The 19,440-nt window shown below is 67.7% G+C and carries 19 protein-coding genes; 11 read left to right on the top strand and 8 right to left on the bottom strand.

Annotated elements, in window-relative coordinates:
* Positions 1-112 precede the first annotated feature (112 nt).
* The 3 genes from EDC22_RS02070 to EDC22_RS02060 form a co-directional block, all read right to left on the bottom strand.
* Entirely contained in the window at positions 113-499 is a 387-nt protein-coding gene (locus EDC22_RS02070; protein WP_132804930.1) for a carboxypeptidase-like regulatory domain-containing protein, read from the bottom strand.
* Between the two features lie 128 nt (positions 500-627).
* Positions 628-1,599, bottom strand: coding sequence for a trypsin-like peptidase domain-containing protein (locus EDC22_RS02065; RefSeq protein WP_132804929.1), 972 nt, complete (start codon positions 1,597-1,599; stop codon positions 628-630).
* A gap of 187 nt (positions 1,600-1,786) precedes the next feature.
* Positions 1,787-2,731 (bottom strand): trypsin-like serine peptidase, encoded by a 945-nt coding sequence (locus tag EDC22_RS02060; RefSeq protein WP_207903667.1) that lies wholly within the window; start codon positions 2,729-2,731, stop codon positions 1,787-1,789.
* A 522-nt stretch (positions 2,732-3,253) separates the two neighbouring features.
* On the opposite strand from EDC22_RS02060, the gene EDC22_RS02055 reads away from it, so the two are divergent.
* Positions 3,254-4,456: a lytic murein transglycosylase gene (locus EDC22_RS02055; protein WP_132804928.1), complete on the top strand. Its 1,203-nt coding sequence runs from the start codon at positions 3,254-3,256 to the stop codon at positions 4,454-4,456.
* A 13-nt stretch (positions 4,457-4,469) separates the two neighbouring features.
* On the opposite strand, the gene apbC is transcribed toward EDC22_RS02055, so the two are convergent.
* Positions 4,470-5,630 carry an iron-sulfur cluster carrier protein ApbC gene (gene apbC, locus EDC22_RS02050; protein ID WP_132804927.1) on the bottom strand — a complete coding sequence of 387 codons (1,161 nt, stop codon included), beginning with the start codon at positions 5,628-5,630 and terminating at the stop codon, positions 4,470-4,472.
* 159 nt (positions 5,631-5,789) lie between these two features.
* On the opposite strand from apbC, the gene mobA reads away from it, so the two are divergent.
* Positions 5,790-6,473 (top strand): molybdenum cofactor guanylyltransferase MobA, encoded by a 684-nt coding sequence (mobA, locus tag EDC22_RS02045; protein ID WP_245499581.1) that lies wholly within the window; start codon positions 5,790-5,792, stop codon positions 6,471-6,473.
* Positions 6,470-7,027 (top strand): molybdopterin-guanine dinucleotide biosynthesis protein B, encoded by a 558-nt coding sequence (gene mobB, locus EDC22_RS02040; protein WP_132804926.1) that lies wholly within the window; start codon positions 6,470-6,472, stop codon positions 7,025-7,027. The genes mobA and mobB overlap by 4 nt, the downstream gene beginning before the upstream one ends.
* A gap of 98 nt (positions 7,028-7,125) precedes the next feature.
* Here the strand turns inward: mobB and EDC22_RS02035 are convergent, their stop codons facing one another.
* The gene (locus EDC22_RS02035) at positions 7,126-8,115 is read right to left on the bottom strand and encodes an MBL fold metallo-hydrolase (protein ID WP_132804925.1); all 990 of its coding nucleotides are present in this window, start codon (positions 8,113-8,115) and stop codon (positions 7,126-7,128) included.
* A 207-nt stretch (positions 8,116-8,322) separates the two neighbouring features.
* Here EDC22_RS02035 and EDC22_RS02030 point away from each other — a divergent pair, with 207 nt between their 5' ends.
* The 3 genes from EDC22_RS02030 to EDC22_RS02020 all read left to right on the top strand — a co-directional run bounded on the left by EDC22_RS02030 (position 8,323) and on the right by EDC22_RS02020 (position 10,735).
* Positions 8,323-9,099 (top strand): ABC transporter substrate-binding protein, encoded by a 777-nt coding sequence (locus EDC22_RS02030; protein WP_132804924.1) that lies wholly within the window; start codon positions 8,323-8,325, stop codon positions 9,097-9,099.
* A gap of 233 nt (positions 9,100-9,332) precedes the next feature.
* Positions 9,333-10,046, top strand: coding sequence for an ABC transporter permease (locus EDC22_RS02025; RefSeq protein ID WP_132804923.1), 714 nt, complete (start codon positions 9,333-9,335; stop codon positions 10,044-10,046).
* Positions 10,043-10,735, top strand: coding sequence for an ABC transporter permease (locus EDC22_RS02020; protein ID WP_132804922.1), 693 nt, complete (start codon positions 10,043-10,045; stop codon positions 10,733-10,735). The genes EDC22_RS02025 and EDC22_RS02020 overlap by 4 nt, the downstream gene beginning before the upstream one ends.
* Before the next feature lie 358 nt (positions 10,736-11,093).
* Here the strand turns inward: EDC22_RS02020 and ade are convergent, their stop codons facing one another.
* Positions 11,094-12,887, bottom strand: a complete 1,794-nt coding sequence (gene ade, locus EDC22_RS02015) for an adenine deaminase (protein ID WP_132804921.1) — start codon at positions 12,885-12,887, stop codon at positions 11,094-11,096.
* Positions 12,888-13,039: 152 nt separating this feature from the next.
* On the opposite strand from ade, the gene EDC22_RS02010 reads away from it, so the two are divergent.
* A complete protein-coding gene (locus tag EDC22_RS02010) occupies positions 13,040-15,379 on the top strand; it encodes an ATP-dependent helicase (protein ID WP_132804920.1) in 2,340 nt (779 codons plus the stop codon).
* Positions 15,380-15,532: 153 nt separating this feature from the next.
* Here EDC22_RS02010 and fliP read toward each other — a convergent pair whose 3' ends face one another.
* On the bottom strand, positions 15,533-16,300 hold the full coding sequence (fliP, locus tag EDC22_RS02005) for a flagellar type III secretion system pore protein FliP (protein WP_132804919.1): 768 nt from the start codon (positions 16,298-16,300) through the stop codon (positions 15,533-15,535).
* Position 16,301: 1 nt separating this feature from the next.
* Positions 16,302-17,648 carry a flagellar biosynthetic protein FliO gene (locus EDC22_RS02000; RefSeq protein WP_132804918.1) on the bottom strand — a complete coding sequence of 449 codons (1,347 nt, stop codon included), beginning with the start codon at positions 17,646-17,648 and terminating at the stop codon, positions 16,302-16,304.
* A 304-nt stretch (positions 17,649-17,952) separates the two neighbouring features.
* Between EDC22_RS02000 and flgB the strand changes: the two genes are divergently transcribed.
* Genes flgB through fliQ form a run of 4 tightly spaced genes read left to right on the top strand, consistent with a single transcriptional unit; the run spans position 17,953 to position 19,435 of the window.
* Positions 17,953-18,312, top strand: coding sequence for a flagellar basal body rod protein FlgB (gene flgB, locus EDC22_RS01995; protein ID WP_132805114.1), 360 nt, complete (start codon positions 17,953-17,955; stop codon positions 18,310-18,312).
* An 11-nt stretch (positions 18,313-18,323) separates the two neighbouring features.
* On the top strand, positions 18,324-18,734 hold the full coding sequence (gene flgC / locus EDC22_RS01990; RefSeq protein ID WP_132804917.1) for a flagellar basal body rod protein FlgC: 411 nt from the start codon (positions 18,324-18,326) through the stop codon (positions 18,732-18,734).
* Between the two features lie 23 nt (positions 18,735-18,757).
* Complete coding sequence (gene fliE / locus EDC22_RS01985; protein WP_132804916.1) at positions 18,758-19,141, top strand: flagellar hook-basal body complex protein FliE; 384 nt, start codon at positions 18,758-18,760, stop codon at positions 19,139-19,141.
* A 30-nt stretch (positions 19,142-19,171) separates the two neighbouring features.
* Positions 19,172-19,435, top strand: a complete 264-nt coding sequence (fliQ, locus tag EDC22_RS01980; protein ID WP_132804915.1) for a flagellar biosynthesis protein FliQ — start codon at positions 19,172-19,174, stop codon at positions 19,433-19,435.
* The last annotated feature ends 5 nt before the right edge of the window (positions 19,436-19,440 follow it).

The following is a 19,440-nucleotide window of genomic DNA, read 5'->3' as shown; positions in this document are numbered from 1 at the left end:
AGGGCCGGCACGACCTTCCCCGATCGGCGATGGACGCTGACGCGGCTTGCGGAACCATGGTCGAACGTGCCGGGGTCGAACGTGCCGGGGTCGAACGTGCTGGCGGTTGGTGCTATGGGGCGGTGAGCGTGACCCGGACAATGCCGCCATCGGGAACCCTGACCGCAACGGCGGGGCCGGTACGGCCGCCAACCAGCGCGGCGAACTGATAGCGCCCCGCCGGCAGCGGCCACGCGTAGCGGCCGTCCTCGCCGGACAGAACCGCAATCTCCGGGACCGGGCGCGCCGGCATGTCGAGCGATCGCACGGCGATCATCGCGCCGGCGACCGGCTTGCCGGCGGCATCGACGACCATCCCCGTCGCGCCCTGCCGCATGCCGGCGGGCGCGCCCGCATGATCGTCGGAAACCGGCGCATCTTCGTTCCACATCGCACAGGCAGACGGCATCGCAATCAGGATCAACGCCACCAGCCAGATCGCACGAATGGCCGACGTCATCTGCTTGCGCTCCTCTGCCCCGCCGGCGCGGCCCAATCGCCCTGCCGGACCAAGGGCCGGTCGCACGGCAGCTCGATCCTATCCGAGCCTGCCCGTCGGACAAGTCGGACGTCCACAAGCGCCGCCGATTACGGATTCAGACGCCAGGCATCGAGATTGCGGAACACCTGCGCGGTGATCCTGGTGCCGTGGTTGTTGGTGCTGAAAGGCGGCCGCCCATAGATGCCGTAGCCATGCACGGCCATGGCGCAGAAGCCGCAGCCCGCACGCTGGTAATAGACGGGCGAACCGCTCATGCCGCCAACGGTATCGTTGCGGTAGAACACCCGCCGCGGCTGCGAGACCGTCACCCGGCCGCTGCTGCGCCACAAGGTCAACGGCTTGTCGCCCGGATAGCCGGCGATCCGGGTTGGCACCCCCTGAAGCGAGCCGGATGCAGTGAACAGACCGAACCAGCCCGTGCTGAAACCGATCGTGCAGTTGAGCTTGATGGCACCGTAATCGAAATCGTCGCGGCCCCGTTCGGTCCAGCCCACCACCGAGAAGAGCCTCCGCGCCGAGCACGAGCCGAACGGCGCGCGCGGCCCGTCCCGGCCCGGATAGATCATGTAAGAGTTCCTGTCGTACCAATCTCCCCAGGGTCCGCCGGAATGCACGCAATGGCCCGACGTGACGACCGTATCCGGTGAGATCAGCCAGCCCGAGCAGCGGCCGGCGCCGAACGTGATCAGCACAGTCGCACGGAATGGAAACGCCGTCGTCTCGCGCACGCGGATACGCTCGTCGGGACCGATGATCGACTGACGCCCGACCGGCGGCTCGACGCCCTGCAGCGCCCACAGCGCCCACACCTCCTGCGCGGTCTCTGCCCTCGCACCGAACTCCGCCTGCCCCGCGCCACCGGTGGCGGCGGCCGGCCGACCTGTGCCGGGATGGCTTGGCAGCATCCGGCCCGATTGCGGATAGGCCAGCACTCGCGGCAGCCCGTCGTCGGATACCGAACGGCTGAGGCTCTGGGCCGTCGCCGTGATCGCCCCACCGAGGCAGGTTGCAGCAAGGCAGGTTGCGGCGAGCAGGACGAGCCATCGCGAACCCGGCATCGGCGTTCTCCCCGTCTGGCCGCAGAGGGACCTGAATCCCCTGAAGTCGACGTCAACCGGGACACTCTAGCCACTGATCCGGCTTGATCAACCCGCGATACCCTCGCCGATGGTGATCGGTGACCGCCACGCCGCGCGATCGCAGCGGCCGGGGGCGCTCCCCGGCCGCACCTGAGTCAGACAGTAATCAGGGAGCGTTGCGCCACGTCACCAGATTGTCGTACACCGCCTTGGTGATGCGGGTGCCGTGATTGTTGTTGCTGAACGGCGGGCTGCCGTAGACGCCGTAGGCGTGGATCGCCATCGCGCAGTTGCCGCAGCCGGAGCGATTGTAATAGACGGCCGAGCCGCTCATCCCGCCGACCGTATCGTTCCTATAGAATACCCGCCGCTGCTGCGTCACCCGCACCTTGTCGGTGCTGCGCCACTGGGTCAGCGGCTTGTCGCCCGGATAGCCGGAGATGATGGTCGGCAGACCGGTGAGCGTTGCCGTCTGCCAGAAGAAGCCCAGCCAGCCGACGGTGTTGCCGACCGTGCAGTTGAGCTTGATGGCACCATAGTCGAAATCGTCGGCCCCGTTCCTCGTCCAGCCGTTGACCGAATAGAGCCGCTTGGCCGTGCAGGAGCCGTACGGGCTCGCATTGCCGTTGCGGCCGGGATAGATTCGGTAGGTGCTGCGCTGGTACCAGCGCCCCGACGAGCCGCCGGAATGCACGCAGTGACCGGCCGTCGCCACCGTGTCGGCGCCGATCATCCATCCGGTGCAGCGCGAACTCTCGAACGTTATCAGCACCATCGCCCGATATGGGAACTGTCTCGTATTTCTGATGAGGACGCGATTGTCGGCGCCGATGATCGATTCCCGCCCGAGCGGCGCCGTCTTCGGCTCAAGCGCCCAAAGCGCCCATACCTCCGCCGCCGACTCCGCCGCGACATCCGCGTCCGGCAGCGCGATGCCGGTACCCGCGAAGGCCGTGACCATGGTGCCGGAGACGCCTCCGGCCGCTGAAGCCTGCAGGCCAAGTCCGTCGTCCGACACGGAGCGGTCAAGTTGCTGGGCCGAAACCGGCCCGCTGGTCGCTACGATTGCGAGTGTCGCCCCGACCAGAAGTCCCAATGCTTCAGAACGCATGCCTTCCTCCAAAATGCGAGAGGGCGCGACTGCCTCACCCTCCCGACAACCCTCCCGACACGCCGCGCAAAGCGGCGCCATGCCCGACGAGTCCTGCCGGGCCCACCCGCAGACTGATGGCACAGCAAGAATTATCAGATCACGACAATCTGGACGAGTCGTAGTTTAACGGGTCGGGATGCTGATGATCGGATGGACAATACTTCAAATATTGAGGTCATCAGGCATCAATATCGCCAATGCCCAGCATCTCGCCTCCGGAATTCATGGGCAGATCGGAATCTGTCAGCGGGTGTCATCACAACCCTGGCGACAGATCAGGCGGCGAGCGAATACAGATGGTTTACGTAACGGCAGCTTGTCATCACCGGGCAATCGATACCAGTATTGCCCGGCCGATACCCACCTCTTGCATCGATCGCCGACCGCACCAGGCCACCACGTCCGGCGCGCCTTGAAACCGCCCTGACCGGCCACCACACTCCGCACCGGTCGAATCCGCAGGATGCCACGGAGGTCTGGATGCGTGGATGCAATCGTCTGATCGCCATCGCGGTGGTGGCGGTCGCCATGGTGGCGGCTCGCGGCGAGGCGCGGGCAGCGTCCTGTCATGGCGGCGCGAGCTTCAGCCAGTGGCTGGAGGGCGTCAAGGCCGAGGCGATGGCCAGAGGCGTCTCGGCGGCGACCCTGCAGGCTGCGGCACCGGCCCTCAGGTTCGACCAGTCGATCGTCAACCGCGACCGCGGTCAGGGGGTGTTCTCGCAGAACTTCCTCGAATTCTCCGACCGGATGGTGAACTCCTACCGGCTGCAACACGGCGCGCGCCACCTCGCCGAGAGGAAGGCGATGTTCGACCGCATCGAACAGCAGTTCGGGGTACCGGGGCCCGTCGTCGTGGCGTTCTGGGCGCTGGAGACCGATTTCGGCGCCAACAACGGAGACTTCCCGACCATCACTGCCCTCGCCTCCCTCGCCTATGACTGCCGACGCCCGCAGCTGTTCCGCGAACAGCTGATTGCCGCGCTGCTGATCGTCGAGCGCGGCGATCTGACCGTTGGCGAGATGCGTGGCGCCTGGGCCGGCGAGATCGGCCAGACCCAGTTCATGGCCAAGGAATATCTCGACACCGCCGTCGACTTCGACGGCGACGGCAAGCGCAACCTGATCAGGAGCTCGGCCGACGCGCTCGCGTCCTGCGCCGCGCTGCTGCGCGCCCATGGCTGGCGGCCGGGCGAGCCCTGGCTGCAGGAGGTCAGGGTTCCCACCGCCCTTCCCTGGGATCAGGCCGACATCGCCATCCGCCATTCCCGCGCGGAGTGGGCCCGGCTCGGTGTCACCTACGCCGACGGGTCGCCGCTGCCGGCCGACGGCCTGCAGGCCTCGCTCCTGCTGCCCATGGGCCGCAACGGACCGGCCTTCCTCGCCTATCCGAATTTCGATGTGTACCTGCAGTGGAACCAGTCGCTCGTCTATGCGACGACGGCCGCCTATCTCGCAACCCGCCTTGCCGGCGCGCCGAAGGTCGCCCGCGGCAACGCGCCGGCGCTGTCGCGCAACCAGATCATCGACCTCCAGAAGCTGCTCGCAGCGCGCGGTCACGACGTCGGCAAGGTCGATGGCATTCTCGGCGAGCGCACCCGCGCCGCAGTGAAGACCGTCCAGATGCAGCTCGGCCTGCCGGCCGATTCCTACCCGACCCCGGAGCTGATCCAGCGTCTGCGGTAGTGTGTGGGGGGCCTCAGGAGTCGACGATGATCCTCGGGGCGGGGCGACCGGCGGCTCCCTCCACGGCGGCCTGCACCTTCGCCGCGATCTCGACGAAGATCCGCGCGTGCGTTCCGTCCGGCTCCGTCGCAACCACCGGGCGGCCGGCGTCCGAGGTCTCGCGGATCGCCATGTGCAGCGGCACTTCTCCGAGGAACGCGGCGCCGAGTCGCTCTGCCTCCCTGCGGGCACCGCCGGTACCGAAGATGTCCGAGCGCGTACCGCAGGCGGGACACAGGAAGTAGCTCATGTTCTCGACGATGCCGAGGATCGGCACGTCGACCTTGCGGAACATGTTGATGCCCTTGCGCGCATCGATCAGCGCGAGATCCTGCGGCGTCGAGACGATGACTGCCCCCGACAGCGGCACCTGCTGGGCCATGGTGAGCTGGGCGTCCCCGGTCCCCGGCGGCATGTCCACCACCAGCACGTCGAGCGTGCCCCACTCGACCTCGCGCAGCATCTGGGTCAGCGCCGAGATCACCATCGGCCCGCGCCAGATCATCGGGGTGTCCTCCTCGACGAGGAAGCCCATCGACATGACCTTCAGCCCGTGGCCCTCTAGCGGTCTGAGCACCCTGCCCTCGACCGCTTGCGGCCGGCCGCTGACGCCGAGCAGCCGCGGCTGCGAGGGCCCGTATATGTCGGCATCGAGCATGCCGACCTTCAGACCGAGCTGCTTCAGGCCAAGCGCAAGATTGACCGCCACGGTCGACTTGCCGACGCCACCCTTGCCGGACGCCACCGCAACGATGTGGCGGATGCCCGGCACCGCCACCGCCTGGCGGGTCGGCGCCGGACGACGCGGCGGTTGCGGTTGCGGATGGGAATGAGGATGCGGATGGCCGCGATGCTGGGGTGCGGGCGGGGGCACGGACCGTCCCGCCGCGGTCTCCGAGGTGAGCGTGACCATCGCCTTCTCGACACCTGGCAAGGCTGCAACAGCCCGCTCGGCCGCCTCGCGCAGCGGTTCGAGTTCCCGCGCCCGCGCCGGATCGACCGTCAGCGCGAAATAGACGCGCCCGCCGTGGATGACGACCTCCGAGACCATGCCGAGCGAGACGATGTCTCCGGAGAGATCCGGCCCGCCGATCGTCCGCAACGCCTCGAGGACGGTGTCCTTGCTGAGTGCCATATCGCCCCGCTGTCCGATGACGCCGGTTGCCGTCGCCCCGGCTTGCCGACTATCTAATCCGGTCGCGGCTGCGGTCAAACCCGCGGACGGGACAGCGCGCTGGGACGGCGGTGCGGATCGGCCCATCACGTCAATAGGACGGCCCTGCGGAGCCCATGCATGAGCATTACCGGCCAGGACGAAAGTTTCATCAACGACAATGCCCGCTGGGCGTCGATGACGGTCGGCTGCATACTCGCGGGCGGACTGTCGCGGCGGATGGGCGGTGGCGACAAGGCGCTGCGCGAGATCGCGGGCACGTCTCTGGTCGGACGGGTCATCACCCGGATCGCGCCGCAGGTCGGCAGGGTCATCATCAACGCCAACGGCGATCCCGCCCGGTTCTCGGGCTTCGGATACCCGGTTGTCGCCGACACGCTACCCGGCCATCTCGGCCCGCTCGCCGGCATCCTCGCCGGTCTGCGCTGGGCCGAGCGGCACGCGCCGTCGGCGCGCTGGGTGGTAACGGTCGCCACAGACACGCCATTCTTCCCGGACGATCTCGTCGCACGGCTGGTCGGCGCCGCCGGTCATATCGAGACGATGATCGCGCTCGCCAGGTCGGGCGACCGGGTGCATCCGGTATTCGGCCTGTGGCCGGTCATGCTGGCCGACGATCTCGAGGCGGCGATCCGTGGAGAGGACCTGCGCAAGGTGCTGGTGTGGGTGCACCGCCATCCAAATGTCGAGGTGATCTTCCGCGGTCCGGTGGTCGACGGGATCGAGATCGACCCCTTTTTCAACGTCAACACGCCGGAGGACATCGACGTCGCCGAGGTTCTGGCTGAGGAGCTCTCCCGATGACCCCGGTGTTCGGCGTCACCGGCTGGAAGAACTCCGGCAAGACCACGCTCGTCACCCGCCTGATCGCCGAGTTCGTCGGGCGCGGCCTGCGGGTGAACTCGGTAAAGCATGCCCATCATGCCTTCGACATCGACGTGCCGGGCACCGATTCCTTCCGCCACCGCGAGGCCGGCGCGACCGAGGTCGCCCTCATCTCCGGGACCCGCTGGGCGCTGATGCATGAACTGCGCGAGGATGCGGAACCCCGCCTCGAGGATATCGTCGCGCGGATGGCGCCGGCCGACCTGCTGCTGATCGAGGGCTACAAGCGGGAGCGCCACCCCAAGATCGAATGTCGCCGGCAGGCCGGCCGCAAGGCGACGCCGCTGAGCGCCGAGGATCCGACCATCGTCGCCATCGCAGCCGACTTCCCGGTCGACGGCGGCGGTCTGCCTGTGTTTCATCTCGACGACGTTGCAGGGATCGCCGGCTTCATCGCCGGGCATCTCGGCCTTGCCGCGGCGCTCGCCGGCGATCCCATCCGAACCGGTCAGGTTGGCGGGCCGCAAGGCTGACCGGTGCCGATGCATCTGCGCGCCAGCGACGGCAACAGCCACGACCGCGACAGGTCCGCCAGCGTCGTGGACCGGTCGCTCTTGGGGGAAGACACCGCTCAGGGCTCGAAGCGCCAGGGTTCCGGCTGGTACTGATAGACCCCGCCTTCGTCAAGGATCCGGCCGATGCCGGGAAACGGCAGGTGCATGCCCGCGACCAGCAGCCGATCGCTCGCCGCCATGGCAAAGGCCTTCCGGCGGGTCGCGACCGCCAGGTCCGGACCGATGTCGAAGGCGATCGACCAGTCCGGATGCGGGACCTGCAACAGCGCCGAATGCACGATATCGCCCCAGATCAGCAGGGTATCGGGTCCGGAGTGGACGACGAAGCCGGTATGCCCCGGCGTGTGGCCAGGCAGCCCGATCGAGCGCAGGCCGGGCATCACCTCTTCGTCGTCGCCGATCAACCGCGTCCGCTTGGCATAGGGGGTGATGGCGGCCTGGGCGGCCTGGAAGAACATCTTGCCCTGCTCGTTGGCCTTGGCCATCAGGTCGGCATTGGTCCAGAAATTCCAGTCGGCCTCATGCACGACGAGCTCGGCGTTCGGAAAGACCGCCGCGCCGTCACCGGTCACCAGTCCGCCGACATGGTCGGGATGCAGATGGGTGGCGACGACCAGGTCGACCGCGGCCGGGTCGATCCCCGCCGCCTTGAGGTTGCCCGGCAGGCGGCCGAGCGTTGGGCCAAGGAGATTGCGCCCGCCCGCGTCGATCAGCGCCAGCCTGCCGCCGGCATTCACCGCGAAGGCATTGACGCCGCTGCGCACCGCGGGGCCGACCGGCACGAAGGCCGCCTCCTGCAGGCGGCGGACTTCCTCCTCCGGCGCGCCGCGGAACAGGTTGGTGCCGAGGTCGATGTAGCCATCGAGCAGCGCCGTCACCTCGATGTCGTCGCCGATCGACAGCCGGTAGATGCCCGGAACCTGGTGCGCGGCGCGCGGCTGCGCCGCGGCAGCAGGCCGCCGCCGCGCATCCGCCAGCCCGAGGCCGGCAGCCAGTGCCAGGCCACCAGCGCAGGCCGCAAGCAAGTTTCGCCTCGTCAACTCCATTCCGTTACAGCTCCGTACCCAAACCCGCCGTTCCTGCGGCAGACTAGCACAGCCGGCGCGACATTCGCATGCGAGGCTGACATCCGGCACGCCATGCACACGGTTGCGCGTCAATGAATATTGGTGGGAAGATGGTGCACGCCGTCCGCAAGGACGGAGCTGGAACCGGACTGCCTAACCACGTCAAGAACCATCAGAGGGAATCCGATGCGTCAATTCGTGCGTCTCGCCGTCGTCGCCGCCGTCGTCGCGCTGGCGGCCGGAACGGCGTCCGCCAAGGAATGGACCAAGGTCCGCATTGGCACCGAGGGCGCCTATCCGCCCTTCAATTTCTTCGATTCCAACAACCAGCTTCAGGGCTTCGACGTCGATATTGCCAAGGCCCTTTGCGAAAAGATGCAGGTCGAGTGCGAGCTGATCGCGCAGGATTGGGACGGCATCATTCCGGCGCTGCTGGCAAACAAGTATGACGCCATCATCGCCTCCATGTCGATCACCGAAGAACGCCTGAAGGTGGTTGACTTTACCGACAAGTATTACGGCTCGGCGGCGAATTTCGTCGCCCGCAAGGACAGCGGCATCACCGACATCTCGCCGCAAGCGTTGAAGGGCAAGACGCTCGGCGCCCAGTCGGCGACGATCCACGCGAACTATCTCGAGGGCGAGTATCCGGACTCCGACATCAAGCTCTATGCCACCCAGGACGAAGCAAACCTCGATCTCGCCAACGGTCGTCTCGATGCGGTGCTCGCCGACTCGTTCGTTCTGTATGATTGGCTGGAGTCGACCGAAGAGGGCAAGTGCTGCCAATTCGTCGGCGAGAAGCTCACCGACGAGGCGTATTTCGGCATCGGTGCCGGCATCGCCGTGCGCAAGGACGATCCCGAATTGAAGGAGATGTTCAACAAGGCGCTGGCGGAAATCCTCGCCGACGGCACCTACGAGAAGATCAACAAGAAGTACTTCCCCTTCTCGATATACTGATCGGAGCGGGCCGATACCGGACCGGGTGCAGCCCGGTGCCCGGCGGCGTCAGTTCGCGCCGACGCCCGTCGCACCGCCTCTCGGTCATCCCGGACGGCCTTCGGGCCGATCCGGGATCGGGACGGTACGGCGGTCAACGGCAAGGCGCCCTGATCCAAGCCTGTGGCGCATGCCCCGGCCGGCGTGACTGGGTTGTGGCGGCGCCCCCACGGCGCCGGTCCGGATGAGGGGGAATGGCGGACCTGTTCGCACTGCTGGAGTTCGGGCCTGACGGCTGGGGCGACGAGATCGCGGCGGGCGCCTGGCTGACCATCCGGCTTGCGGTCGCAACCCTGCCTCTCGGCCTCTTCCTGGGGTTCCTGATCGCGCTGGCGCGCGATTCAAGCCACGCCCCGCTCAGGATCTTCGGCGACGCGTTCGCCACCGTGTTCCGCGGCCTTCCCGAGCTTCTAACGCTGTTCATCATCTACTATGGCGGCCAGATCGCGCTGCAGAAGCTCGTCAACGTGTTCGCCGAGACCTATGTCGAGATCAACGGCTTCGTTGCCGGCATGATCGCGCTCGGCGTGGTCTTCGCCGCCTTCTCGAGCGAGGTGTTCCTTGCCGCGCTGAGGGCGATCTCGAAGGGCCAGATCGAGGCCGCCCGTGCGCTCGGGCTGACGCCATTCCAGACGTTGCGGCTGGTGACCTTTCCGCAGCTGTGGCGCTATGCCCTGCCAGGCATCGCCAACCTCTGGCTGGTACTGCTCAAGGACACCTCGCTGGTGTCCATCATCGCGCTCAACGACCTGCTGCGCATGACCAACGTCGCGGTGGGCGCGACCAAGCAGCCGTTCTTCTTCTATCTCGTCGCCTGCATGATCTACCTGATGTTCTCGATCGTCTCGAGCATCGGCATCGTCTGGGTGGAGCGCTGGGCGGCGCGCGGCGAGCGGAGGGCTGCATGATCGACCTCGACCTGCTCGCCCGCTACGGACCGCGGATGCTGGACGGGCTCTGGGTCACGGTGCAGCTCGTCGCACTCTCGATTGTCATCGGCGGACTGATCGCCTTTCCGGTCGCGCTGGCACGCATCTCGCGGATCGCGGTTCTGCGCTGGATCGCCTTCGCCTATGTGTACTTCTTCCGCGGCACGCCGCTGCTCGCGCAGGTCTTCCTCGTCTACTATGGCGCCGGTCAGTTCCGCGTCGAGCTCGACTCCGTCGGCCTGTGGTGGTTCTTCCGCGACGCCTTCTACTGTGCCGCCTTCACCTTCACGCTGAATACCTCGGCCTATCAGGCGGAGATCCTGCGCGGCGCGATCCTCGCGGTGCCGCGCGGCCAGACCGAGGCGGCGCTCTCGCTCGGCCTGCGGATGCCGGTGATCTACCTGAAGGTGATCCTGCCGCAGGCCTACATCATCGCGTTGCGTCCGCTGGGCAACGAGGTGGTGCTAATGATCAAGGGCTCGGCGATCGCAAGCGTCATCACCGTGTTCGATCTGATGGGCGCGACCCGGCTCGCCTTCGCCCGCTCCTTCGACTTCCAGGTCTATCTGTGGGCCGCCGTTCTATACCTGATCATGGTCGAGACGCTGCGCCGCATCTGGAACCGCATCGAACAACGCCTGACGCGACATCTCAGACTGGCGCGTTAGGCGGCATCGCGATACCACTCCCGCAATTGCGGACGGCGGGTCAACGGCCCGTCGATCGGTGATCGGCAGGACAGGGCGTCGCCGGCAGGGCCGCGGCGGCGTGGGTCCGGGCCTGCCCGACGCCGGGTGCGGCAGACGTCGCCGCACGGGCGACCGCGCCTGCCGCCACCGCCGATGAAGCCGCCGCCCTCGGCCCACCAGGCCGAGGTCGAGCCCCACCAAGCGTGGCGGCGAGGACCACCGTTCCCAGTCCGAAGGCACCCTGTCGGCTACGCCTGCTCCGTCTGCGATGACGAGGGGGCTCCGGGCGCCGTCCGAAGTGGAGCCTGCCCCCGGGTCGGATGCAATTCCCCCACCGTCACACGAACAGATCGGTCAGCTCGAATGTCCTGACATCGACGAGCCCCTTGTCCGAGATCCTGAGCTCGGGGATGACCGCCAGTGCCAGCAGCGAATGCTGCATGTAGGCGTTGTTGAGCCTGCAGCCGCACGCACGCATCGCCGCCACCAGCCGCTCGGCCTTGTCGGCCACCGTCTCGGCCCGATCGACGGACATCAGGCCGGCGATGGCGAGTTCGACCAGCGCGAGCTGCCGGCCCTGCGAAAACACCGCCACGCCGCCGCCCGCTTCCGCCACCCGGTTCGCCGCCAGCGCCATGTCCTCCTTGGACGTGCCTACCACGATCATGTGGTGGCAGTCGTGCGCCACCGTGCTGGCGACGCCGCAGGGAACGTCATAGCCGAAGCCCGACACGAATCCGTTGACCACCTTGCCGGTGCCACGATGCCGCTCGACGAGCGCGATCTGACAGACGTCCTGTGCCGGATCACCCGCAACCAGGCCACTCTCGACGACGAGTTCGCGCTGCAGCGCCCTCGTAGGCGCCTGATTCTCGACCACACCGATGACGCGCGCCGTCACGGTGTTGGCACCGGCCGGGGCCGCGATGTCGAAGTCGCGGGCGGTGATCGGGCGGGCGAGCCGCACGGTACCTTGGGCGAAGTCCGGATAGCGATGGGCTGGAATGTCGGCCAACAGCCGCCCCCGCTCGGCGAGCACCACGCCACGGCCGATCACCAGATCGACCGGCAGGGTCGGCAGGTCGGTGGTGAGGATCAGATCGGCGCGACGGCCCGGCGCGATGGAGCCGAGTTCCCGCGCAAGTCCGAAATGCGCCGCCGTGTTGAGGCTCGCCATCTGGATCGCCACGATCGGCGGGCAGCCTTGCTGAATGGCGTGGCGCACGACGCGGTTCATGTGGCCCTCGTTGAGGATCGTGCCGCAATGGCTGTCATCCGTGCACAGGATGAAGCCGCGCGGATCGAGCCCCATCTCGGTCACCGCCTTGATCTGGGCAGCGACATCATACCAGGCCGAGCCCAGCCGCAGCATGGCGCTCATGCCCTGGCGGGCCCGCGCCACCGCATCCTCGAGCCGGGTGCCCTCATGATCGTCGGAAGGTCCGCCGGCAACATAGCCATGGAACATCAGCCCGAGGTCGGGCGAGGCATAGTGGCCGCCGACGGTCTTGCGCGCCCGCATCGTCTCGGCGATCTCCGCGAGCATCTTCGGATCGCCCGCCGCAACGCCGGGAAAGTTCATCACCTCGCCGAGCCCGATGATGTTCGGCCAGGTCATTGCCTCGGCCACCTCCTTGGGTCCGAGCACGGCCCCTGCGGTCTCCAGCCCCGGCGCGCTCGGCACGCAGCTCGGCATCTGCACGAAGACATTGACCGGCATCGCCTGCGCCTCGTCGTGCATCAGCCGGACGCCGTTCAGGCCAAGCACGTTGGCGATCTCGTGCGGATCGACGAACATCGTCGTCGTGCCGTGCGGAATCACCGCACGGGTGAATTCGGTGACGGTCACCATGCCGCTTTCCACATGCATGTGTCCGTCGCACAGACCCGGCACCATGTAGGCGCCGTCTGCCTCGATGATCCTCGTCTCGCCGCCGACAGCGTGCGAGGCGTCGGGACCGACATAGGCGAAGCGCCCCTCGGCGACCGCGATATCGGTCGCGGCGATCACCTCGCGGGTATGCACGTTAACCCAGCGCCCGCCGCGTATCACCAGATCGGCCGGCGCGCGCCCCGTGGCCACGTCGACCAGCCGCGGCGCGACCTCGCTCCAGGGACGTATGGGTGACATGTCAGCTCCTCGGCTACGGACAGGAAGCAAGGGAAGGCCAACTCAGCGCTTCTGCGCAACCCTCTTGCGCAAACATAGGCAGCGCCGCGCCGACGCCGCATATTCGGCTAGGATCAATCTCCGTCGAATCACCTGTTCACCCCCTGCAGGTCATGGCCGATACCCGCACCACAAGCCGCGACGACCTGCCCGCGCCCGCCCCCGGCGGCATCGCGGCGCGGGCACGCGCGTCGGCCGGACCGGGCTACCTTGCCGGACTCAACCCGGAGCAGCGCCAGGCGGTCGAGACCCTGGACGGACCGGTGCTGGTGCTCGCCGGGGCGGGGACCGGCAAGACGCGGGTGCTGACCACACGCATCGCCCACATTCTTGCCACCGGCAAGGCGCGGCCCGGCCAGATCCTCGCCGTCACCTTCACCAACAAGGCCGCCCGCGAGATGCGCCAGCGCATCGGCGCGCTGATCGGCGAATCGGTCGAGGGGATGCCCTGGCTCGGCACCTTCCACTCGATCGGGGTCAAGATCCTGCGCCGCCACGCCGAGCTGGTCGGTCTGAAGCGCGACTTCACCATCCTCGACACCGACGACCAGATCCGTCTCCTGAAGCAGATCCTTCAGGCCGAGGACATCGACGAGAAGCGCTGGCCGGCCCGCCAGCTCGCCGCCCATATCGACGCCTGGAAGAATCGCGGCCTCACACCCGACAAGGTGCCGCAGGGCGATGCCCACGCCTTCGCGGGTCGCGGCGACGAGCTCTACAAGGCCTATCAGGCGCGCCTGAAGATCCTCAACGCGGTCGATTTCGGCGATCTGCTGCTCGAAACCATCCGGCTGTTCCGCGACAATCCGGACGTGCTTGCCGACTATCACGACCGGTTCCGCTACATGCTGGTGGACGAGTACCAGGACACCAACGTCGCCCAATATCTGTGGCTGCGCCTGCTGGCGCAGGGGTCGCGCAACCTGTGCTGCGTCGGCGACGACGACCAGTCGATCTACGGCTGGCGCGGTGCCGACGTCGACAACATCCTCCGCTTCGAGAAGGACTTCCCCGGCGCCGTGGTGATCCGGCTGGAGCGCAACTACCGCTCGACAACGCATATCCTCGAGGCCGCCTCGCACCTGATCGCCCACAACGAGGGCCGGCTCGGCAAGACGCTGCGTTCGGAGGGCGAGACCGGCGAGAAGCTGACCGTCACCTGCGCCTGGGATTCGGAGGAGGAGGCGCGCCTGATCGGCGAGCGTATCGAGCGTCTCCAGCGCGCCGGTGAAAGCCTCGACGACATGGCGATCCTCGTGCGGGCCTCGTTCCAGATGCGCGAGTTCGAGGATCGCTTCATCACCCTCGGGCTTCCCTATCGGGTGATCGGCGGGCCGCGCTTCTACGAACGCGCGGAAATCCGCGATGCGATCGCCTATTTCCGCGCGACCGTGCAGCCGGCCGACGACCTTGCCTTCGAGCGGATCATCAACACGCCGCGCCGAGGGCTCGGCGACACCACCATCCGCGTCATCCATGATGTCGCCCGCGCCAGAGGCATCCCGATGATGCAGGCAGCGGTGGCCTTGACCGAATCTGAGGAACTGAAGCCGCGCGCCCGCGCCGCGCTGCGCGACATTCTGGCCTGCTTCGCGCGCTGGCGCGGCCAGCTCGACCTTCTGCCCCACGCCGAACTTGCCGCACTGATCCTCGAGGAATCCGGCTACACCGACATGTGGCAGAAGGATCGTTCGCCGGATGCGCCGGGCCGGCTGGAAAACCTCAAGGAGCTTCTCCGCTCGATGGAGGAGTTCGAGTCGATGACCGGTTTCCTCGAACACATCGCGCTTGTGATGGATGCGGAGTCGGACGATACCGGCGAGAAGGTCAGCCTGATGACGCTGCATGCGGCCAAGGGTCTCGAATTCGGCACGGTGTTCCTGCCCGGCTGGGAAGAGGGTCTGTTTCCGCACCAGCGCTCACTCGACGAAAACGGCCGCGCGGGGCTGGAGGAGGAGCGCCGCCTCGCCTATGTCGGCATCACCCGCGCCAAACGTCGCGCCGAACTGTACTTCGCGACCAATCGGCGCATTCACGGCCTGTGGCAATCGACCATCGCCTCGCGTTTCCTCGACGAGCTGCCGGAGCGCAACGTCGAGGTGATCGACACCGGTTCGCTGAGGACGAGCCAGGCGAGCCAGGGCTGGAGCCGGTTCGACGACCGCGCGCCCTTCGCCAACAGCTACGCCACCCCCGGCTGGCAGCGGGCCCAGAGAAATCGCGGGCGGGCCGATCCGCGCGGCGGTCCCGAGAGGCGCGGACCGAGGATGATCGAGGGCGAAATCCTTGCCCGCTCGTCCGGGCCGCCCTCGGCATTCGCGGTCGGCGAGCGCGTCTTCCACCAGAAGTTCGGCTACGGCCGCGTCGCCGCAGTGGATGGCAACAAGCTCACCGTCGATTTCGAGACTTCCGGCCCGAAGCGCGTGCTCGACTCATTCGTCGAACGGCATTGAGCGGTCCGGCCGCGAGCCCGTCGGGCCTGCCGCCGCAGGGCCGGACCGGTGCGCGCATCCGATTCGCCGGCCAGTCCTCCCGGTACCGACGAGCAGCCTGCAAAGCTCGAGGGATGGCGCAGGTTCGAGGAGGGCGGCCCCGCGAGCACTGCCCTATCCCATCCCGAAGCTGCGCACCAAGCTGCCGGCGACCAGGCTCCAGCCATCGACGAGCACGAAGAAGATCAGCTTGAACGGCAGCGAGATGATGATCGGCGGCAGCATCATCATGCCCATCGACATCAGGATCGAGGCGACCACCATGTCGATGACGATGAACGGAATGAACAAGAGGAAGCCGATCTCGAAGGCGCGGCGCAGCTCCGAGATCATGAAAGCCGGGATCAGTACCCGCAGCTCAACCTGCTCGGGATTGGCCGGCTGTTCGGCCTGGGCCATGTCGGAGAACAGCGCCAGATCCTTCTCGCGCACCTGGCCAAGCATGAAGGTCCGGAATGGCGCGACCGACCGCTGGAACGCCTCGTCAATCTCGATTTCCTGATCGACCAGCGGGCGGATGCCGTCGTCGTAGGCGGTCTGGAATGCCGGTGCCATGATGTAGGCGGTCAGGAACAGCGCGAGCGCGATCATCACCGAGTTCGGCGGCGCGGTCTGCAGGCCGATGGCCGTCCGCAGCAGCGACAGCACCACCACGATCCGGGTGAACGAGGTGACCATCACCAGGATCGACGGCGCGAGGCTGAGAACCGTGATCAGCGCGACGAGCTGGATCGCCCGCTCGGTAAGGCCGGCCCCCTCGCCGAGCTCGATGTTGATAGACTGCGCGCCGGCCGATCCGGCGGAGATCGCCAGGACCAGCCAGACTCCCCCCATGACCGCCGCACCGAGGAAGGCGCGGCGGGCGAGCCGGTGAACGCGCATGTCAGCGGTCCCGTCTGATGATCTCTTCGTAAATGTTGACGTCGGTCGGGCGTTGCGCCTCGCCCTCGGCCTCGTCACGCGGCAGCGGCGCTTCGGGCGTCAGGTTGAGTTCGGCGGCGAGGGCGGCCGTCAGGTCGAACTCGGTGTCACCGGACGTACCGGCCGGGGCGGCGGCAGTCGGGACGGGGGGCGGTGGCACCGGTCGTTCGAGCGGGGGGCGCTCCAGCGGCGGCCGTTCGGGCGCGGCCGGTCGCGGTGAGGCCGCCGACCCTGCGTCCGGGCGGGCGGCTGGCCGCGGCGCAGAGGCGAGCGGCCGCTTGAGCGCGGCTTCCAGCCGCTGCGCCATTTCCTCCAGCTGGGCCTCGCGGCCGGCGGGCGCCGGTTCGGCCCGGGACTCGACCCGCGGTTCCTGCTCATGAATGGCCGCAGGACCGCGTGGCGCCACCGAGGCGCGCAAGGGAGGCGGCGCCGATGGAGGCGGCGGGGCCGAGGCGGAGGGCGCGCTGCGCGAGACCGGTGCGGCCGACCGTTCGGTGGTTGGACGCTCCACCGCAGACCGTTGTTCCGCGACCGGGCGCATGGGCTCGGGATGCTCCGCGGTCGGAGCCACCTGGGGCTGCGGCGCAGGTGATGGTGGCGGAGCAACGACAGGCGTCGGGGCAGCAGAAGTCGCCGCAGCAGGCGCTGGCGCAGCGGGCGGCGGGGCGGCGGGCCGGGGCGATGCCGCCGGTCGCAGCGGCGTTGCAGGCAACTCCTGCGCTGCGCCGGCCGCGGCGGCGGGGCCGACACGCTCCGGCGCCGATACCGGCGCACGCACCGTGGCAGCCGTCCGCGGCGGGACGGCCGGGCGCGGCGGCACCGGCGGCTCGGCGCGATCGCCGATCGGCCCGCGCGGCGCACGCGGGGCAACCGTGTCGGACAGGCGCGGCGGCACCGTCGGCTCGGCCGGGCGGGGAATCGGACGCGGCGGTTCGGCAGCGCGTGGCGCCGGCCGCGCCGGTTCCGGTTCCGGCGCCCGCGAGCGCTCCGGCACGGAAGCGGCATAGCCGGCCGCTCCGATCGCCGCCTCGACAACCACATCAGTCGGCCCGCCGATCAGGATCAGGTGTTCGACATTGTCGCGGCGCACGAGAATCAGGCGGCGCTTGGCATCAACCGGGGTCGCATCAACAACCGCCAGCCGGTCCTGGCGGGCGCGCAGGCCGCCGCGAAACGCGATACGTCCGCCGGCCACCGTCCGAATCACCCAGGCGGTGAAGGAGATCAGCAGCAGCACGAAGACAAAGGCGATGATGAACTTCGCCGACGTGTTGAGGGTCACCCCCAACATCCCTTCAAGCCATTCCATCGCACGCGCCTCCTCTCCGCCGAACTACGCCGCAACCCTTAACATCCCCCGGCAAAACTTGCCGGCCACAAGGCTAACAAACCGTTAACGCGCACGGGCGGTGACCCCGCCCACGCCACGAGAACCACCTTCGCGATGATTAGCGAAGGGTTAACGTGATTAACGGATCATTAACCACAGGATCGGCAATCTGTGCCTACTGCGTCGGCAGTGCAAGTCCCGATGCGAGCTGGAGCATCGACGAGGCACAGGAGCAAGGGCGTTGATTTCCGATATCGGGCTTCTCGCCGCGATCAGGAGCCGCATGCAATGGCTCCAGACGCGGCAGGGCGTGCTCGCCGAGAACGTTGCCAATGCCGACACGCCTGGCTACCGGGCGCGCGACCTCGCCGCCTTCGAGGTACCGCGCAGAAACGCCGTCCCGACGCCCGCCCAGATCGTGCCGACGCGCACCGATCCGGCGCATCTGGTGTCGGCTGGCGACGATCCGCGCTGGCGCCACGAGAAGGTTGCAACCTTCGAGGTGAGGCCAACGGGCAATTCGGTCGTCCTTGAAGAGGAAATGATGAAGGTGACGCAGACCCAGGTCGATTATCAGCTGGCGACGAGCCTCTACAGCCGCAGCATCGGACTGCTGAAGACCGCACTTGGGCGACGCGCCTGAGGACCCGCACGATGGATCTGATCAAGAGCATGAAGATCGCTGCCTCGGGGCTGCGCGCCCAGTCGGCGCGGATGCGCGTCATCTCCGAGAATCTGGCCAATGCCAATTCGACGGCACTCGATCCTGGCGGCGACCCGTATCGCCGGCAGATCCCGAGCTTCAAGTCCACCTTCGACCGTGAGCTGCAGGCCAATGTCGTCGAGCCCGGCCGGACGCGGCTCGATCGCAGCGAGTTCACCTTGCGCTACGAGCCGGGCCACCCCGCCGCCGACGCCAACGGCTACGTGAAACTGCCCAACGTCAACACGCTCGTCGAGATGACCGACATGCGCGAGGCCCAGCGCAGCTACGAGGCCAACCTGAACGTGGTCCGCTCCGCCCGAAGCATGCTGATGCGCACGCTCGACATCCTGCGGGCCTGACGACAGAGAACCGGAGACAGCAAATGACCCCAGCGCTTGCCGCCAAGGCCTATTCTGCCGCCGCCGACATCGCTCGCGGCGCCAGTCCCGTCCAGCCCGCCAACACCGGCGCCGAACCTGCGTTCGGATCCATCCTCGCCGACTACGCCCGGGTCACCAGCCCCGCCGCAGTCGCCAAGACGGGCGCCGAATTCGAGTTCGGCTCGATGCTCGCCGACCAGATCACCGGCCTGTCGGCGCAGGGGCACGCTGCGGAACAGACCAGCCTGAAGGCGCTCGACGGCAGCACCGACGCCGTCAGTCTGGTGACCGCGGTGGCAGAGACCGAGCTTGCCCTGGAGACCATGATCTCGGTCCGCGACAAGGTGATCGCGGCCTACGAGGAGATCATGCGGATGCCGATCTGAGACCGTCGCGGCAGCCGGAGGACAGCGGCGATGGCCGGCCCCGAAGTGCTCGACGTCGCCCGCGACGCGATCTGGACGCTGATCAAGGTCTCAGCGCCGCTGATGCTGGTCGGCCTCGGCGTCGGCCTCGTCGTGGCGCTGTTCCAGGCACTGACGCAGATCCAGGAGATGACGTTGGTCTTCGTGCCGAAGATCATCGCCATGTTCCTGGCATTGATCGTGGCGCTGCCCTTCATGAGCGAGGCGCTGAACGGCTTCATGCTGCGGCTCGCCGAACGGATGGCAGCGGGATAGGCGGA

The organism is Tepidamorphus gemmatus (genome assembly GCF_004346195.1).
Taxonomy (GTDB): domain Bacteria; phylum Pseudomonadota; class Alphaproteobacteria; order Rhizobiales; family Tepidamorphaceae; genus Tepidamorphus; species Tepidamorphus gemmatus.
This window is presented reverse-complemented; position numbering and strand designations above follow the sequence as displayed.

Excerpts from the sequence above, each read along its gene's own strand:
- EDC22_RS02030 (WP_132804924.1), top strand. The coding sequence starts at position 8,323 with ATGCGTCAATTCGTGCGTCTCGCCGTCGTCGCCGCCGTCGTCGCGCTG.
- EDC22_RS02025 (WP_132804923.1), top strand. The coding sequence starts at position 9,333 with ATGGCGGACCTGTTCGCACTGCTGGAGTTCGGGCCTGACGGCTGGGGC.
- EDC22_RS02065 (WP_132804929.1), bottom strand. The coding sequence starts at position 1,599 with ATGCCGGGTTCGCGATGGCTCGTCCTGCTCGCCGCAACCTGCCTTGCT.
- flgC (WP_132804917.1), top strand. The coding sequence starts at position 18,324 with ATGGATCTGATCAAGAGCATGAAGATCGCTGCCTCGGGGCTGCGCGCC.
- fliQ (WP_132804915.1), top strand. The coding sequence starts at position 19,172 with ATGGCCGGCCCCGAAGTGCTCGACGTCGCCCGCGACGCGATCTGGACG.
- apbC (WP_132804927.1), bottom strand. The coding sequence starts at position 5,630 with ATGGCACTCAGCAAGGACACCGTCCTCGAGGCGTTGCGGACGATCGGC.
- EDC22_RS02055 (WP_132804928.1), top strand. The coding sequence starts at position 3,254 with ATGCGTGGATGCAATCGTCTGATCGCCATCGCGGTGGTGGCGGTCGCC.
- EDC22_RS02000 (WP_132804918.1), bottom strand. The coding sequence starts at position 17,648 with ATGGAATGGCTTGAAGGGATGTTGGGGGTGACCCTCAACACGTCGGCG.
- flgB (WP_132805114.1), top strand. The coding sequence starts at position 17,953 with ATGCAATGGCTCCAGACGCGGCAGGGCGTGCTCGCCGAGAACGTTGCC.
- fliE (WP_132804916.1), top strand. The coding sequence starts at position 18,758 with ATGACCCCAGCGCTTGCCGCCAAGGCCTATTCTGCCGCCGCCGACATC.
- EDC22_RS02010 (WP_132804920.1), top strand. The coding sequence starts at position 13,040 with ATGGCCGATACCCGCACCACAAGCCGCGACGACCTGCCCGCGCCCGCC.
- fliP (WP_132804919.1), bottom strand. The coding sequence starts at position 16,300 with ATGCGCGTTCACCGGCTCGCCCGCCGCGCCTTCCTCGGTGCGGCGGTC.
- EDC22_RS02020 (WP_132804922.1), top strand. The coding sequence starts at position 10,043 with ATGATCGACCTCGACCTGCTCGCCCGCTACGGACCGCGGATGCTGGAC.
- mobB (WP_132804926.1), top strand. The coding sequence starts at position 6,470 with ATGACCCCGGTGTTCGGCGTCACCGGCTGGAAGAACTCCGGCAAGACC.
- mobA (WP_245499581.1), top strand. The coding sequence starts at position 5,790 with ATGAGCATTACCGGCCAGGACGAAAGTTTCATCAACGACAATGCCCGC.
- EDC22_RS02035 (WP_132804925.1), bottom strand. The coding sequence starts at position 8,115 with ATGGAGTTGACGAGGCGAAACTTGCTTGCGGCCTGCGCTGGTGGCCTG.
- EDC22_RS02070 (WP_132804930.1), bottom strand. The coding sequence starts at position 499 with ATGACGTCGGCCATTCGTGCGATCTGGCTGGTGGCGTTGATCCTGATT.
- ade (WP_132804921.1), bottom strand. The coding sequence starts at position 12,887 with ATGTCACCCATACGTCCCTGGAGCGAGGTCGCGCCGCGGCTGGTCGAC.
- EDC22_RS02060 (WP_207903667.1), bottom strand. The coding sequence starts at position 2,731 with ATGCGTTCTGAAGCATTGGGACTTCTGGTCGGGGCGACACTCGCAATC.